Origin of the sequence: Sphingomonas sp. Root720, from assembly GCF_001428605.1 — a bacterium.
Taxonomy (GTDB): domain Bacteria; phylum Pseudomonadota; class Alphaproteobacteria; order Sphingomonadales; family Sphingomonadaceae; genus Rhizorhabdus.
Genome location: NZ_LMID01000001.1, coordinates 1,095,173 through 1,111,077, shown reverse-complemented (window position 1 = coordinate 1,111,077; position 15,905 = coordinate 1,095,173). Strand labels below are relative to the sequence as shown.

Below are 15,905 nucleotides of genomic sequence, written 5' to 3'. Positions count from 1 at the left end.
GCTCGGCCCCCCGGAAAACGGGGTACCTGCATCTTTTGACAGGGTGACCCCGGCGGCGGTTTTGCGCATGCCTCCGCCCGCCGCGCGCCTTTACCGGAGCGCCAACGAGATAACCCAAGGCCGACGGCCGCTTCTGGTGAGGATGACATGCAGACCAACAGCTTCAAACGCGACCTGCTCCGTGGCGCCGCGATCGTCGTCGGCTTCGCGCTGTCGACGCCCGCGCTGGCGCAGGATGCGGCCCCAGCCGCCGCTCCGGCGCAGGGCGAAGCCGGCGAGCCGGCCGGCGGCCTCCAGGACATCGTCGTGACCGCCCGCAAGCGCTCTGAAAGCGTGCAGGACGTGCCCGTCGCCGTGACCGCGCTGTCGGCGGAGATGGTCCAGCGCCAGGACCTGACCTCGATCGAGAAGATCGCGGCGCGCACCCCCAACCTCAATGTCGGCCGCGCATCCAACGGCTCGGGCGCGCAGCTCACCCTGCGCGGCATCGGCTCGTCGTCGACCTCGATCGGCATCGAGCAGTCGGTCGCGGTGGTCGTCGACGGCGTCTATTACGGCCAGGGCCGCATCATCAACGAGGGCTTCTTCGATCTCGGCCGGGTCGAGATATTGAAGGGACCGCAGGCGCTGTTCTTCGGCAAGAACGCCACCGCCGGCGTGATCTCGCTCACCACCGCCGATCCGACCGCCACGCCGGAGTTCAAGGCGCGCGCGGGCTATGAGTTCAACGCCCGCCAGGTCCAGCTCGAAGCGATCGGCTCGGGTCCGCTGAGCGACACGCTCGGCATCCGCGTCGCGCTGCGCGGGTCGAAGATGTACGAGGGCTATTACAAGAACGTTTCGCAGCCGATCGCCTACCCCACGCTCGACGTCGCGACCGGCGCCGCCGGTACGTCGTTGTCCAACCCGGCACCGAAGGACCAGCCGGGCGAGAAGGAACTGCTCGGCCGCGTCACCCTGAAATGGGAGCCGACCGACCGGCTTACCGCGACCCTCAAGGGATCGGGCACCTATAACGAGACCAACAACAACAGCTGGAACTACGTCGCCTTCAACTGTCCCAGCGGGGCGAGCCAGCTCAACGGCTATGTCTGCCAGCGCGACTTCGTCGGCCACCAGAACAAGCTGCCGGCCGAGTTCGCCGCCCAGATCCCCTATGCCAAGGACGACGGCAGCCTCTACAATCGCTACAAGAGCTGGGCGGTCACCGGCACCGTCAACTATGAGCTCGAGAACGTGACCCTCACCTCGGTCACCAACTATAACTGGAACAACAACCGCTGGGCCTGCGCCTGCGATTTCCAGTCGAGCACGGCGGCGAACTGGGCGACCGAGAACTCGACCTATCACGCCTTCTCGTCGGAGTTCCGCGCGCTGACCAGCTTCGACGCGCCGGTCAACCTGATGGTGGGCGCGCTCTACCAGAAGACCAAGCGGACCTTCGACCAGTATATCGTGCTGTCGGGCCTCACAAACAGCGCGGCGGCGCCCGAGGACGAATATCTCGCGACGCGCAAGACCAGCTTCACCGACGGCGAGACGCTCGCCGCCTTCGGCCAGGTGACCTGGAAGGTCGTGCCGGCGCTCGAGATCGCGGGCGGCGTGCGCTACACCCACGAGACCAAGGACAGCTTCTTCACCCAGCCCTACAACAATCCCGGCGTCCTCGCGATCTTCCGTCCGCAGGACGACCCCGACGGGCTGGGCGAGATCAACGCCAACCAGACCTTCAACAACTGGTCGCCCGAAGCGACGATCACCTGGAAGCCGTCGCGCGCGCTGCTCGTCTATGGCGCGTTCAAGACCGCCTACAAGTCGGGCGGCTTCTCGAATGGCGGCATCAATTCGAAGCTGTCGAACGTGCCCTTCGCCGACCTGACCTTCGATCCGGAAAAGGCGCGGGGTTTCGAAGCCGGCATCAAGTCGACCCTGCTCGACAACCAGCTCCGGCTGAACCTGGGCGTCTACACCTATGGCTACAGCGATCTGCAGGTCGACTTCTTCAACTCGCCGATCTTCGCCTTCCAGACGCTGACTGCCGACGCCCGCACCAAGGGCGTGGAGCTCGAGTTCGAATATGCCCCGCGCGACGTCGCCGGCCTGAACCTCCATGGCTCGGTCAACTACAACCGGGCGCGCTATACCGACTTCCCCGATGCGCCCTGCTATGCGGGCCAGAGCCAGGCCGAGGGCTGCAACGTTCCGGTCGGCGGCGCCTTCCGCCAGAACCTGAAGGGCCAGCCGCTGTCGGTCGCGCCCGAATGGACCGGCACGGTCGGCTTCGCCTATGACGTGCCGATGGGATCGAGCCTGCTGGTCGGGTTCAACGCCGATGCGCGCTACAGCGATTCCTACCTCGCCTCGGGCTTCGGCAGTCGCGACTCGCGGCAGAGCAGCTATGTGACGCTCGATGCCGGCATCCGCGTCGGATCGGACGACGAACGCTGGCAGGTTGCGCTGATCGGCAAGAACCTCACGAACCGCTTCTACGTCACCGGCGCGGTCGACGGTCCCTCGACCGGCGGCGCCTCGGGCGGGGCCGTGGCGGCTCATGCCGATCAGCTCGGCTTCGGGACGCTGCCCCGCACGGTGATGCTGCAGGTCCAGACGAAGTTCTGACCAGGCGTCTTCGAAGACGAACAGGGGGAGGGGGGCGATGTGCTCCTCTCCCCCTTTCGCTGTCCGGCGCCGCCGAAAGCCATGGACCTCGGCGCCCCTCAACCGCTAGGATCGGAGGATGAGGGAAGCGACCACCGAAGCGGGAATCGGCCGCCGCTATACGCAGGCCCGCGGCCGCGCGCGGCGCGAGGCGCTGATTCAGGCCGCCCGCGAACTGCTGCAGGAACGCGAGATCGACGACATCACCCTGCCGATGGTGTCGGAGGCGGCGAACATCCCGTCCAGCTCGACCTATCATTTCTTCCCCGACCTGCGCGAGCTCTACAAGGAACTGGCGCGGACGCTCTCGGACGAGATGGCGAGCGTCGAGCCCGCGATTGCGGCCGATGCGCCCTGGCAGGCGATCATAGGCATCTTCCTCACCGCCTCGGCCGACTATTTCAACGCCGACGCGGCGGCGCGGCAGCTCATCCTGGGGCCGCGGACGACGCCCGATATCCGCCAGGCCGGTTGCCATGACGACTATCGCTTCGGCGTGCAGCTTCACGAAGCGCTCTCCGAACGCTTCCACCTTCCGGAACTGGCCGAGCCGGTCGCGATCTTCTTCCGGGCGATCGTCATCGCCGACGCCTTCTTCGCGCTGTCGGTCCTCGAGGACGGCCTTGTCACGCACCATATGGTGAACGAGGCCACCCGGGCCGCGACCTCCTATCTGGGCAATTACCTCCCCCCGATCCTGCAGTACAAGCGGCGCCACTGATCGAAGCGCCCTGAAACGAGGACGGCCCGATCCCCCCACCAGGGGACCGGGCCGTCGATCGGGGACAGGGACCGGGAAGGGGGCTCGCCGGTCCGCATCTCCGAAGCGGTCAGGGCTTCATCGCCAGGATCTGCTTGGCCGCGCGCTCGCCCTCCAGCACGGCGGTCTCCCACATCTGCGCGCCCGACAGCTCCGAATGGCCGAAGGCGATGCGATGATAAGGCTCGCGCAGTACGTCCTTCGCTGCCTTCTTGCCGTTGCGGCCGAAATGGAAACCGGGCGGTCCGACGAAATAGGCGTGGCCCTGCCGGTTGGTGATGATTCCGGCGATGTCGCGCTTGTCGTCGAAGCCATAGGGACCGAACATCTTGGTGAATTGCTCGCGGACCTGCGCCTCGATATCGGCATAGGACATGGAGAACAGCATCATCCGCGCCTGGGTGCACTGGTCGGGCCATTCGACCCCGGGGATCAGGAAGGGGATATACTGGGTCAGCACGATCGGCTTGTCGGGATCGAGCGGCTGGGGTTCGTGGCCGTCGATGACGAGGTTACGGCGCAGGCTCGTCCACCAGCCGAGCCCCTCGAACCAGCGGATGCCGGCGACGCCGAGCTTGTCGAGAAACTTCCAGTTCCTGAGCGCGACGTTGATCACCAGCATCGGCGCGTGGTGGAACTCCTGCATCGCCGCGCGATATCCGGCATCGATGTCGTGGCAGATGCGACGATTGGCATGCTGCTGTCCCGCGCAGATCACCGCCTTGCCGCGCACGCTGACGAGCTTGCCGTCCTTGTCGTAGGTGACGCGCACAGTTCTGGCGCGGGCGGGTTTGCCCTCGTGGACGACCGAGAAGACCGTGCTCGACAGGCGCATCCGCACCTTCTGGCCGGGCAGGTCGAGCTGGTCCCAGCGGACCTGGCTTTCCATCAGGCCGTAGAGGCTGTCGTCGCCGCTCAGCGCCTCGGGCTTGGCGAGTTTCAGGAAGCGCTTCGCCGCGATCGTGTTGCCGCCGGGAAAGCTCGCCAGATAGATGTTGTCGGTCGGATCGGCGCCGCCATTCTGGTAGCGATAATAGCCGATCACCCCCGGCATCAGGTAATTATAGGCCGAATAGGCGGAGATGACGTCGCCGCCCTGGCCGCAGCCCATCGCCGCCATCACCGGGCTCAGCACGTCCAGCACCCCGTCGATGCAGTCGGCCGGCACCTCCGCGACGTTCAGCAGGAATTGCTTGTAGGTCATGCTGTCGAGCCATGACGCCCAGTCGTCGCGCACCGGCGGCGTGCGGTAGAGCTCGAGGTCGACCAGCGCCTTCTTCAGCTTCTCGGGGATCGGCGCGTCGCGGAAGCCGTTGCGCCAGGGATTTTTCACCATGCCCTTGCCCTCATAATAGAAGGCGGTGTCGGCCATCTCCCAGGAGATGTGCATCGGTCCCCAGGCGTCGCGCGGCACCAGGATCGCCTGGGACAGGTTCTTCGGCTCCTGGTAGACGAAGCTCTCGGGGTAGCCGAGCTCCTTGAGGAAGGGGCTGCCGAAGCCGACCTGTTCCGCGACGGCGAAGGGAACGACGATCCCGGTCGATCCCTGCGGCGCGGTCAGGCGATAGCCGTCGACGTCGAATTCGTTCTGCTTGGCCTCGCCGCCGAAGATGGCATGCTGGTCGAGGATCAGGATCCTGGCCGACGGGTTGTCCCGCATATAGACGAAGGCCGACGTCAGGCCGGAGATGCCCGCCCCGACGATGATCAGGTCGTAGAGGTCGTCGGCGAGCGGCGCGTCGGCGATCCGCTTGTCGAGATCGCCGTTGCGGATATGGCTGTGCGCGGCGTTGACGACGGTCGCGGTGTTGCCGTTCTTGCCCGCATAATCCCCGACCCCGCCGGGGCCGGTCCAGTCCGGGCCGAGGTCGTTGAGCGGGCTCGGAACCGTCTGCGCCTTGGCGCCCGAGGTCATGTTGGGCGCGGCCATCGTCAGCAGCGCCGCACCGGAGCCGATCATGGTTCCGCCGACGAAGTCCCGGCGCGTCACCGGCGGCACGGCCCGCCCTTCCCCATTCTTGTCCATTTCCGAATGTCTCCCGTCGCTGCCCGTCCCCGGGCGCGGGTCGCATAGTGTCAAATCCTACTATGGGTTGCAATCGAGATTCTCGATTGAAATTGACTTTCTTTTCTCGCGGCAAAACGGCTCCGGGCTGGGCGCGGCGGCGTTGGGCCGGTTGACCGCTTCGCGCCGCGATACATCATTCGGCTCGATTAATCCCACAGAATATAGCTGTTTTTGCGGATCATGGAGAGTGGCACTGGTCATCCTCGAACGCTTCAAGCCCGATTGACAGCCCTGCGGGGACGCGAGATACTCGATTCCATTCGATAAGTAGCTCGAACAAAATCGAGTCGCGGCAAGGTCAATCGGAAAGGGGACGGGAATATGGGTCGAGTTTCGGGACTGCTGGCGTCAGCCGCGATCCTCCTGGGGTCGGGTAGCGCCGCATGGGCGCAGGCGGGCGCAGCCGAGGAGGATTTCGTACCGGGCGAGATCGTCGTCACCGCGCAGAAGCGCACGCAGAGCGCGCAGGCGATCGGCGTCGCGGTCTCCGCGCTGGGAAAGGACAATCTGGCGGCGCTCGGCCGTCAGGACGTATCGGCGCTGGCGACGCAGGTGCCTGGCCTCCAGGTCAACCAGTACAGCCCGACGATCACCGTCTTCAACATTCGCGGCGTGTCGCAGAACGACTTCGCCGACAGCCAGGAGGCGCCGATCGCCTTCTATAATGACGAGGTCTATGTCAGCGCACTCGGCGCGATCGCCGGAATGACCTACGACCTCGAACGGATCGAGGTGCTGCGCGGACCGCAGGGCACGCTGTTCGGTCGCAACGCCACGGGTGGCCTCATCCAGATCGTCTCGGCCAGGCCGACCGACCATCTCGACGGTTTCGTGACGGCGACCGTCGGCAGCTATGGCCAGGTCGCGACCGAGGGCGCGATCGGCGGCCCGCTGAGCGACACGCTGCGCGCGCGCCTGTCCTTCACCACCAACCATGGCGGCGCCTATATCGACAACCGGATCGGCAAGGATCTGGGCGGCGCGAAATTCTATGCCGGGCGCGTGCAACTCGCCGGCGACGTCGGCGAAAGCGGCACGTTCACCCTCAAGGTGCAGGGGCTGCGCAACGACGACGACCGGCAGGGCGGCATCTATTCGCACGCATCGGCGATTCCCAATGCGCTGGGGCTGGGCACCTTCGTCGGTACGGGCGAAAACCCCTGGGGCACCTGCAACGGCTGCGACGCGCTCGGCTATGGCGAGCCCGATCGCGATCCCTTTACCGCCTCGTTCAACGGGCCGAACCGCTTCAGCCGCACCTTCTGGGCGGTTACCGCGCGCTACGAACAGGATCTGGGTGGCGCGACCCTGACCTCGATCACCGACTATCAGGATCTACGCAAGCGCTACGGCGAGGACGCGGACATGTCCCCCGCCACCAACTTCACCTACGAGACCGCGCAGAACCTCTACCAGCTTTCGCAGGAACTGCGCCTGTCGGGGGAGACCGATCGGCTCAACTGGCTCGCCGGCCTCTACGGCATCAAGATCCACACGAAGAACGGCTATGTCACCGATACGACGGGCGCCTTCGGCCTGCTCGAACAATATGACAGCGTCCTCAACACCGAGTCCGTCGCCGCCTTCGGCCAGCTCGAATATAGGCTGAGCGACCAGTTCACGCTGATCGGCGGCCTGCGTTATTCGAAGGATTGGAAGCGCTTCGATTTCGTCCACTCCGAAAACGGCGTGCAGGATTTCGTCTTCAACAAGACGCTTTTCCCGGCTTTCGCGAAGAGGCGGTTCGGCGATTATTCGGGCAAGATCGAGCTCGATTACCGGCCCAGCCGGAACGCCTTCTTCTATGCCAGCCTCAACCGCGGCACGAAGAGCGGCGGCTTTGCGACGCAGGCCTTCGGCCCGTTCGACCCGGCCGAGCTGAGCTTCGACGGCGAGGTGCTGACCAATATCGAAGGCGGTATGAAGCTGACCCTGCTCGACCGCACGACGACCTTCAACGTCGCGGGTTTTCACTACCGGTACAGCGGCTATCAGTCATTCGAACTGGTCGGGGTCACCCAGCTCATTCGCAACAAGCCGGCCCGCATCAAGGGGCTGGAGGTCGAGTTCACCACCCGGCCGGTCGCCGGGCTCTATCTCCAGGCCTTTCTGACCTTGCTCGACGGCGAGGTGCGCGGCGTCAGCCTCCCTGGCGGCGCGGTGCTCGACCGCGACATGCCGCAGGCGCCGGAGGTCAGCCTGGGCGGCCTGATCCGCTACGAATTCGCCGCGGGTCCGGGGCGGCTCGCGCTTCAGACCAACTGGAAGCACGACAGCCGCCAATATTTCTCGACCTTCAACGCGCCGGTCGACCGCGAACCGGGCCGCTGGGTCGGCGACGCGCGCATCTCCTATGCGTTCGACGATATACCGGTCGAGGCGGCCTTCTTCGTCAACAACCTGACCGATCGGCAGTACCGCCTCTACAATCTCGACCTGTCGGGGCCTTTCGGCTTCACCCAGCAGACCTATGCCCGGCCGCGCTGGTTCGGCGGCAGCCTGACCTACCGGCTCAAATGACTCCCGAACGAAGAAAGAGGAAAAGAATGTCCAAGTCCGTTGCCCTGCTGGCATCCGCGCTGCTCGGCTTGTCGACCATGACGGCGGCGCCCGCCGTCATGGCCGCCGCACCCGCGGAAGCGGTCGGCGGCCTGCCCAAGGCGTCGCCCGGCGAAGCCGCCGATTTTCGCCGCCAGGTCGATGCCCTCTACCGGATGAAGGAAGACGCCTTTGCGAGGGAGGATGCCGATGCGATCGTCGACCGCTTCTATGCGCGCGACGCGATCACCTTCGGTCCCGAAGGCAAGCCTGTGATCGGGCGCGACGCCTTTCGCGACGAATATCGCAGCGTCGTCAAGGTCGCGAACGTGAAGGTCGAGCCCTTCGCCAGCCATGTCGGCAAGGATGCGGCCTGGGAGTGGGTCAATTTCCGCGCCTTCCCGAAGGACAAGGCGCAAAAGCCCTTCACCTTCATCATGCTGTTCGTCTTCGCGAAGAAGGACGGCCGGTGGATATCGGGCGGGGACGCCTACACGGTGGGCGAATTCCCCAAGGCCGACTGACCGGGGCACCGGCTGTGGTTGTCGCGACGGGCGGCCACAGCCGCCACGGTCGCGCTCAGCCGGCCGGCGGCAGGTTGTGCCTGGCGACCGCGGTAGCAAGGTCGAGCCAGCGGATCGGCTTCGCCAGCATCTGGGTCATGTCGTCCGGTGTCTCGCAACCATGGGGATGGCCGGTGATGAACACCACCGGGATATGGCCCAGCGACCGGCGAATCGACGATACCGCGCCGACACCCGATCCTTCGCGCAGCGCGCAGTCGGCCGTGATGAGATCCGGCGCCCGATCCAGCGCGGCCGCGATTGCCTCATCCTCGGTTTCTACAAGGTCGCAGCTGTCGGCGCCAAGTTCGCTCAAGAAGCATTCAAGATCCGACGCGACGAGCGGTTCGTCTTCGATAATCAAGATATGCATGGGTCTCTCCACCAATGCCGCGGGGACCAAGCCCCCACCTTGAACGAAGTTCCTTATTAACCGACCAACAGGCCGAACCTTCAGTTTAACCGATGATTACAGTTCGACCTAACAATAAATAAGCGGCCTTAACGGCCCGCCCCGCCGGCGCGTCATTCTGCGAACAGCCCCGCGAACTCGTGTGCGGTTTTTTCCAGCCGGGCGAGCTCGTCGTCCACCTCGCGGAAACCGTCCGCCAGATGGTCGATGTCGCCGGCGACGGTCTCGGTGTCGCTGCGGATCGCGGCGATCGTCGAGGACATCGAGTCGGCGGCGAGGGCGGTCTGGTCGACGGCGGCGGTGATGGTGGTGACGGTGCGCGCCTGGGTGTCCATCGCGTCGCGGATGCGCGCGGCGCAGGCCTCGACCTCGCCGACCGTGGCGCGGATCGATCCGTTGGCCTCGACCGCCTGGCTGGTCGCGGTCTGGATGGCGTTGATCTTCTGGGCGATGTCGTCGGTCGCGCGCGCCGTCTGGTTGGCGAGGTTCTTCACCTCCTGCGCGACCACCGCGAAGCCGCGCCCGGCCTCGCCGGCGCGGGCGGCCTCGATCGTCGCGTTGAGCGCCAGCAGGTTGGTCTGGCCGGCGATGTCGCGGATCAGCCCCAGGATCGATTCGATCGCCCGGGCATGGTCCGACAGCGCTTCGGATACCGACAGCGCCGCGGCCGACTGGCCGGCGGCGCGGGTCGCTACCGATGCGGCGACGTCGACCTCGCGGCGCGCATCCTCGATCGCGCGGATCAGGCCGGCGGCGGTCTGCGCAGCATCGCGCATCGCGGTCGCCGACTGTTCGGCGGCGGCGGCCACCTCGGAGGTCTTGCCGAGCATGCCGCGCGCCGATCGCGAGGCGATGCCGGTCTGGTCGCGCAGGGCGGCCGAACGGCGGGACGTGCTGCCCAATATGTCGCCGATGTCGGTGCGGAACATATGGCTCGCCGATTCCCGCAGCGTTATCGACCGCTGGCGCCGGATGCCGTTGAAATAAGACAGGTTGAGTTCGAGCTGGATCGCGCCGAGCATGTCGATCGTGCGTTGCGCGAACAGGGCGAAGGCGGTGTCGTCGGGGAAGCGCTCGGCGATCCGGTCGACGATCATCTCATTTTCGCGCGCGGTGTCGAGCAGCACGGTCGGCAGCGGAATCTTCAGGCTGAAGACGAGGCTGCTGTTATAGCCGAGGATGCGGATCCACTCGGCATCGATCGGCCGCGAATAGACGTGGCGGCGCCGTTCGAGCAGGTTTTCGACCTTCAGCGACAGGAAGCCGTCGATATCGCCCTCGGCGCTGTCGGCCAGCCGCCGCAGCCTCGGCGTCCAGTTCTCGCGATAGACGTCGAGGATCGTGTCGGAGGCGCGGTCCCACAGCCTCGCCAGCCGCTGGTGCAGGCCGGCTTCGGTATAGTGCGCGACGCGCTCGGCGATTTCATCGTCCGTCAGCACCGCTTCGATCGGCGCCAGCGGCGTTGATCCCATGTCCATCGACCTCTCCTTCGGGCGCGGTTTCTACGCCGGACATGGTTAACGAGCCGTTGAGGTCGATGACGGCCCGATGACATTCGCCCCGAGAAACGGGGCGTTCTGCGAGGAAGTGGCGGATATCCGCCGGATATCTCAGCCGCGCAATATGCCCGGCAGGTCGAGCCCCTTGTCGCGGGCGCAGTCGAGCGCGATTTCGTAGCCGGCATCGGCGTGGCGCATCACGCCGGTGGCGGGATCGTTCCACAGCACGCGCTCGAGCCGCTTCGCCGCCGCCTCGGTGCCGTCGGCGACGATCACCATGCCGCTATGCTGCGAATAGCCCATGCCGACCCCACCGCCATGGTGGAGCGACACCCAGGTCGCCCCGCTCGCGGTGTTGAGCAGGGCGTTGAGCAGCGGCCAGTCGGACACCGCGTCCGATCCGTCCTTCATCGCCTCGGTCTCGCGGTTGGGGCTGGCGACCGATCCGCTGTCGAGATGGTCGCGGCCGATCACGACGGGCGCCTTGAGCTCGCCCTTCGCGACCATCTCGTTGAAGGCGAGGCCGAGCCGGTGGCGGTCCCCCAGGCCCACCCAGCAGATCCGCGCCGGCAGCCCCTGGAACTGGATCCGCTCGCGCGCCATGTCGAGCCAGGTGTGGAGATGATGGTCGTCGGGCAGCAGTTCCTTCACCTTGGCGTCGGTCTTGTAGATGTCCTCGGGATCGCCCGACAGCGCGACCCAGCGGAACGGGCCGATACCCCGGCAGAACAGCGGGCGGATATAGGCGGGGACGAAGCCCGGAAAGTCGAAGGCGTTTTCCACCCCTTCGTCCTTCGCCACCTGGCGGATGTTGTTGCCGTAGTCGACCGTCGGCACCCCCGCCGCCTGGAAGTCGAGCATCGCGCGGACATGGACCGCCATCGACGCCTTGGCCGCCGCCGCGACCGCTTCGGGCTCGCGCTCGCGCCGCTCGATCCATTCGGCGACCGTCCAGCCGGCGGGCAGATAGCCGTTGACCGGGTCGTGCGCCGAGGTCTGGTCGGTCAGCAGGTCGGGGCGGATGCCGCGCCGGAACATCTCGGGCAGCAGCTCGGCGGCATTGCCGAGCAGACCGACCGAGACCGGCTTCCTTGCCGCACGGCTCTCCTCGATGATCGCCATCGCCTCGTCGATCGTATCGGCGGCGCGGTCGAGATAGCCCGTGCGCAGCCGCATCTCGATCCGGCTCGGCTGGCATTCGACCGCGAGGCAGGAGGCCCCCGCCATCACCGCCGCCAGCGGCTGCGCGCCGCCCATGCCGCCCAGCCCGGCGGTCAGCAGCCAGCGGCCCGACAGGTCGTCGTCATAATGCTGGCGGCCCATCTCGACGAAGGTCTCGTAGGTGCCCTGCACGATCCCCTGGGTGCCGATGTAGATCCAGCTCCCCGCCGTCATCTGGCCGTACATCGCCAGGCCCTTGCGATCGAGTATGTTGAAATGCTCCCAGGTCGCCCATTTCGGCACCAGGTTCGAATTGGCGATCAGCACCCGCGGGGCATCGGCATGGGTACGGAACACGCCGACCGGCTTGCCCGACTGGACCAGCAGGGTCTCGTCGTTCCCCAGCCGCTTCAGCGTCTCGACGATCCGGTCATAGCTCTCCCAGTCGCGTGCCGCCCGGCCGATCCCGCCATAGACCACCAGCTCCTCGGGCCGCTCGGCGACATCGGGGTGGAGGTTGTTCATCAGCATCCGCAAGGCCGCTTCCGTCTGCCAGCTCCTGGCCGAAAGCTCGGGGCCCGTCGCCGGGCGGATGACGCGGCTGTTGTCGAGGCGGGTCATGATGGTCCTTTCAGCGTCGGGCGAAGGCGAGGCAGGCGGAGAGGATCGCGCGCAGGTCGGCGATGACGGGGCTGGCCGGATCGAACGGGGCGGGCCAGGTTTCGGGGCCGATCTCGCTCGGCTCGGCCATATAGGCGCGCATCGCCAGTTCCATCTGGATCGCGTGGATGCCGTCGGCCGGGCGGCCGTAATGGCGGGTCGTCCAGCCGCCCCGGAAGCGTCCGTCGAGGACATGGCTATGGCCGCTCGCGGCGGCGATCCCGACCACCGCGTCGCTGAGCGCGCGATCGCAGGTCGTGCCGTTGTTGGTGCCGATGTTGAACAGCGGCAGCTCGCCGTCGAACAGGCGCGGCACATGGCTCAGGATCGAATGGGCGTCGTAGAGCACGACCCTGCCGTGGCGCGTCCTGAGCCGGTCGAGTTCGGCCGCCAGCGCGTCATGATAGGGATCGAACCAGGTCGATCGCCGCCAGCCGACCTCACCTGCATCGGGCGGCGCGTCGCGATAGAGCGGTTCGCCCGCGAAGGTCGTGGTCGGGCACAATTCGGTCGTCGCCTGGCCGGGATAGAGCGAGGCGCCCGAGGGATCGCGGTTGAGGTCGATCACGCTGCGCGAGATGCGGCTGCGGATCGTCGTCGCGCCGAGCGACGCGGCGAAGGCATAGACCCGGTCGATCCACCAGTCGGCATCCTTGCGCGCCAGCCAGGGCGAGGTGAAGCTGCCCTCCAGCGCCTCGGGGATCTCTGTGCCGCTGTGCGGGAAGGCGACGACCAGCGGCGCCTCGCCCCGCGATATGTCCAGCCAGGGGATCATCGCGACCGATTCCCGATGCATCCCTTCCCCGGAAGGGGAGGGGCTCCGGTTGCCAAATCCAATGGCGGCATCACGCCACCCCCGGCAGATCGATCGCCGCCGCCTCCACCAGCGCGCCCGAACGGACCAGCGCATTGGCGGCCTCCATGTCGGGGTGGAAATGGCGGTCATGGTCGAGCATCGGCACCTCGGCGCGCAGCAGGGCGCGGCCCGCCTCGAGCGCCTCGCTCGATCGCAGCGGCGCGTGGAAGTCGCAGCCCTGCGCGGCGGCGAGCAGTTCTATGCCGACGATGGCGTTGGCGTTGGCCGCCATGTCGAGCAGCCTTCTGCTCCCATGCGCGGCCATCGAGACATGGTCTTCCTGATTGGCCGAGGTCGGGATCGAATCGACGCTGGCCGGGGTCGCGCGCTGCTTGTTCTCGGACACCAGGGCGGCAGCCGTCACCTGCGGGATCATGAAGCCCGAATTGAGCCCCGGCCGCGGCGTCAGGAAGGCGGGCAGGCCCGACAGCGCCGGATCGACCAGCATCGCGATCCGGCGCTCGGCGATCGATCCGATCTCGCAGATCGCCAGCGCGATCATGTCGGCGGCGAAGGCGACGGGCTCGGCGTGGAAATTGCCGCCCGACAGCGCCTCGTCGGTATCGGGGAAGATCAGCGGATTGTCGGAGACGCCGTTTGCCTCGATCTCCAGCGTCGTCGCGGCCTGGCGCAGCAGATCGAGCACCGCGCCCATCACCTGCGGCTGGCAGCGCAGGCAATAGGGGTCCTGCACCCGCGCATCGTCTTCCAGATGGCTGGCGCGGATCGCCGAACCAGCCATCAGCCGGCGCAGCGCGTCGGCGGTCTCGATCTGTCCCGGCTGGCGGCGCAGCGCGTGGATGCGCGGGTCGAACGGGGTGTCCGATCCCTTGGCCGCCTCGGTCGCGAGCGCGCCGGTGATCAGCGCCGAGCGGAAGACCGTCTCGGTCTCGAACAGCGCGGCGAGCGCATTGGCGGTCGAGAACTGGGTGCCGTTGAGCAGCGCCAGCCCTTCCTTCGGCCCAAGCGTCAGCGGCACCAGCCCGGCCCGCGCCAGCGCGCCCTCGGCGCTCAGCCGCTGCCCGCCCATCTCGATATGGCCGACGCCGATCATCGCCGCCGCCATATGCGCGAGCGGGGCGAGGTCGCCGCTGGCGCCGACCGACCCCTGCGAGGGCACCACCGGGGTCAGGCCCGCGAGCAGCATCGCTTCCAGCATCTCCACCGTCTCGGGCCGAACGCCCGATGCGCCCTGCGCGAGGCTGGCGAGCTTCAGCGCCATCATCAGCCGCACGACCGGGATGGGGGAGGGGGCGCCGGTGCCGGCCGCGTGGCTGAGCACGATGTTGCGCTGGAGCGTGGCGAGGTCCTCGTCGCCGATCTTGACGCTGGCGAGCTTCCCGAAGCCTGTGTTGAGCCCGTAGACCGGCTTGTGGCGCGCGATGATCCGCCCGACCGCGGCGGCGCTGGCGGCGATCGCCTCGGCCGAGGCGGGATCGAGGCTGGGCGCGGCGCCGCGATGGATGGCGCGCCAGTCGGCGAGTGGCACGGCGCCGGGCGTGAGGAGGATGTCGCTCATAGGCCTTTCCAGATGCGGGCGTGGAGGGGATTGAAGCCCATGCGGTAGACGAGCTCGGCGGGCCGCTCGATGTCCCAGATCGCGAGGTCGCAGCGCTTGCCCGCCTCGAGCGTGCCGACCTCGCCGAGCAAGCCCAGCGCGCGGGCGGCGTTGCGGGTGACCCCCGCCAGGCATTCGTCGACGGTCAGGCGGAACAGCGTCGCGCCCATGTTCATCGTCAGCAGCAGCGATGTCAGCGGCGACGTGCCCGGGTTGCAATCGGTCGCCAGCGCGATCGGGACCCCGGCCGCGCGCAGCCCGTCGACCGGCGGCAGTCGTGTCTCGCGCACGAAATAATAGGCGCCGGGCAGCAGGGTCGCGACGGTGCCGGCGCGCGCCATCGCCGCGATGCCGTCCGCGTCGAGATATTCGAGATGGTCGGCCGACAGCGCCCCCGCCTCGGCCGCCAGCGCGGCGCCGTGCAGGTTCGAGAGCTGCTCGGCATGGAGCTTGACCGGAAGCCCCGCCGCCTTCGCCGCGTCGAACACGCGCCGCGTCTGCGCGGGCGTGAAGCCGATCCCCTCGCAGAAGGCATCGACCGCGTCGGCCAGCCCGCAGCGCGCGGCGGCGGGGATCATCTCGCGGCAGACCAGCTCGACATAGCCGTCGGCGTCGTCGGCATGTTCGGGCGGCAGCGCATGGGCACCGAGCAGGGTCGTCCGCACCGTTACCGCGCGCGCCTCGCCCAGCGCGCGGGCGGCGCGCAGCATCTTCAGCTCGTCGGCGACGGTCAGGCCATAGCCCGACTTCACCTCGATCGTGGTGAGCCCCTCGGCGATCAGCGCGTCGAGCCGGGGCAGGGCGATGTCGACCAGCGCCGCCGCGTCCGCCGCGCGGGTCGCGCGCATCGTCGCGACGATCCCGCCGCCCGCCCGCGCGATCTCCTCATAGGACGCGCCGGCCAGTCGCAGCTCGAACTCGTGCGCACGGCTTCCGGCATGGACGAGATGGGTGTGGCAGTCGATCAGCCCCGGCGTGATCCAGCGGCCCTCGCAGAGGTCGGCCCGGTCGGGTTCGAAGGCGGGGGCGTCGGCGGCGGGGCCCGCATAGAGGATGCGCCCGTCGCGCGCGGCGACCACGCCGTCCTCGACGATGCCCATCCCGTCCCCGGGGCCGTCGCCGGCCATCGTCGCGAGCCGCGCGTCCCGCCAAAGCCTGTCGCATCGCATCCG

11 protein-coding genes are annotated in these 15,905 nt (G+C 67.5%); 4 read left to right on the top strand and 7 right to left on the bottom strand.

The genetic code is table 11. The features are described 5' to 3' along the window. Window positions 1-147: 147 nt before the first annotated feature. Both ASE22_RS05135 and ASE22_RS05130 read left to right on the top strand, forming a co-directional pair. Entirely contained in the window at window positions 148-2,619 is a 2,472-nt protein-coding gene (locus ASE22_RS05135; RefSeq protein ID WP_056355784.1) for a TonB-dependent receptor, read from the top strand. 118 nt (window positions 2,620-2,737) lie between these two features. Then, window positions 2,738-3,379: a TetR/AcrR family transcriptional regulator gene (locus ASE22_RS05130; protein ID WP_056355782.1), complete on the top strand. Its 642-nt coding sequence runs from the start codon at window positions 2,738-2,740 to the stop codon at window positions 3,377-3,379. Window positions 3,380-3,488: 109 nt separating this feature from the next. Here ASE22_RS05130 and ASE22_RS05125 read toward each other — a convergent pair whose 3' ends face one another. Further along, entirely contained in the window at window positions 3,489-5,444 is a 1,956-nt protein-coding gene (locus ASE22_RS05125) for an NAD(P)-binding protein (RefSeq protein ID WP_056355780.1), read from the bottom strand. Window positions 5,445-5,807: 363 nt separating this feature from the next. On the opposite strand from ASE22_RS05125, the gene ASE22_RS05120 reads away from it, so the two are divergent. Together ASE22_RS05120 and ASE22_RS05115 are read left to right on the top strand one after the other, a co-directional pair. Next, on the top strand, window positions 5,808-8,006 hold the full coding sequence (locus tag ASE22_RS05120) for a TonB-dependent receptor (protein ID WP_056355778.1): 2,199 nt from the start codon (window positions 5,808-5,810) through the stop codon (window positions 8,004-8,006). Window positions 8,007-8,032: 26 nt separating this feature from the next. Beyond that, window positions 8,033-8,548 (top strand): YybH family protein, encoded by a 516-nt coding sequence (locus ASE22_RS05115; protein WP_056355776.1) that lies wholly within the window; start codon window positions 8,033-8,035, stop codon window positions 8,546-8,548. Window positions 8,549-8,603: 55 nt separating this feature from the next. Here ASE22_RS05115 and ASE22_RS05110 read toward each other — a convergent pair whose 3' ends face one another. The 6 genes from ASE22_RS05110 to hutI all read right to left on the bottom strand — a co-directional run bounded on the left by ASE22_RS05110 (window position 8,604) and on the right by hutI (window position 15,902). Then, window positions 8,604-8,990, bottom strand: coding sequence for a response regulator (locus ASE22_RS05110; RefSeq protein ID WP_235537474.1), 387 nt, complete (start codon window positions 8,988-8,990; stop codon window positions 8,604-8,606). A 122-nt stretch (window positions 8,991-9,112) separates the two neighbouring features. Continuing rightward, the gene (locus ASE22_RS05105; protein WP_056355772.1) at window positions 9,113-10,477 is read right to left on the bottom strand and encodes a methyl-accepting chemotaxis protein; all 1,365 of its coding nucleotides are present in this window, start codon (window positions 10,475-10,477) and stop codon (window positions 9,113-9,115) included. Window positions 10,478-10,609: 132 nt separating this feature from the next. Then, window positions 10,610-12,280 carry a urocanate hydratase gene (gene hutU / locus ASE22_RS05100; RefSeq protein WP_056355770.1) on the bottom strand — a complete coding sequence of 557 codons (1,671 nt, stop codon included), beginning with the start codon at window positions 12,278-12,280 and terminating at the stop codon, window positions 10,610-10,612. Window positions 12,281-12,290: 10 nt separating this feature from the next. Next, window positions 12,291-13,094 (bottom strand): N-formylglutamate deformylase, encoded by an 804-nt coding sequence (hutG, locus tag ASE22_RS05095; protein WP_056356348.1) that lies wholly within the window; start codon window positions 13,092-13,094, stop codon window positions 12,291-12,293. Between the two features lie 70 nt (window positions 13,095-13,164). Beyond that, entirely contained in the window at window positions 13,165-14,694 is a 1,530-nt protein-coding gene (gene hutH, locus ASE22_RS05090; RefSeq protein WP_056355768.1) for a histidine ammonia-lyase, read from the bottom strand. Continuing rightward, complete coding sequence (gene hutI, locus ASE22_RS05085) at window positions 14,691-15,902, bottom strand: imidazolonepropionase (protein ID WP_056356346.1); 1,212 nt, start codon at window positions 15,900-15,902, stop codon at window positions 14,691-14,693. Before hutI ends, hutH begins: the two co-directional genes overlap by 4 nt. Window positions 15,903-15,905 lie beyond the last annotated feature (3 nt).

Bases quoted from the DNA above. Each gene is read 5' to 3' on its own strand.
- ASE22_RS05135 (WP_056355784.1), top strand. From the start codon at position 148: ATGCAGACCAACAGCTTCAAACGCGACCTGCTCCGTGGCGCCGCGATC.
- ASE22_RS05130 (WP_056355782.1), top strand. From the start codon at position 2,738: ATGAGGGAAGCGACCACCGAAGCGGGAATCGGCCGCCGCTATACGCAG.
- ASE22_RS05125 (WP_056355780.1), bottom strand. From the start codon at position 5,444: ATGGACAAGAATGGGGAAGGGCGGGCCGTGCCGCCGGTGACGCGCCGG.
- ASE22_RS05120 (WP_056355778.1), top strand. From the start codon at position 5,808: ATGGGTCGAGTTTCGGGACTGCTGGCGTCAGCCGCGATCCTCCTGGGG.
- ASE22_RS05115 (WP_056355776.1), top strand. From the start codon at position 8,033: ATGTCCAAGTCCGTTGCCCTGCTGGCATCCGCGCTGCTCGGCTTGTCG.
- ASE22_RS05105 (WP_056355772.1), bottom strand. From the start codon at position 10,477: ATGGACATGGGATCAACGCCGCTGGCGCCGATCGAAGCGGTGCTGACG.
- hutU (WP_056355770.1), bottom strand. From the start codon at position 12,280: ATGACCCGCCTCGACAACAGCCGCGTCATCCGCCCGGCGACGGGCCCC.
- hutG (WP_056356348.1), bottom strand. From the start codon at position 13,094: ATGATCCCCTGGCTGGACATATCGCGGGGCGAGGCGCCGCTGGTCGTC.
- hutH (WP_056355768.1), bottom strand. From the start codon at position 14,694: ATGAGCGACATCCTCCTCACGCCCGGCGCCGTGCCACTCGCCGACTGG.
- hutI (WP_056356346.1), bottom strand. From the start codon at position 15,902: ATGCGATGCGACAGGCTTTGGCGGGACGCGCGGCTCGCGACGATGGCC.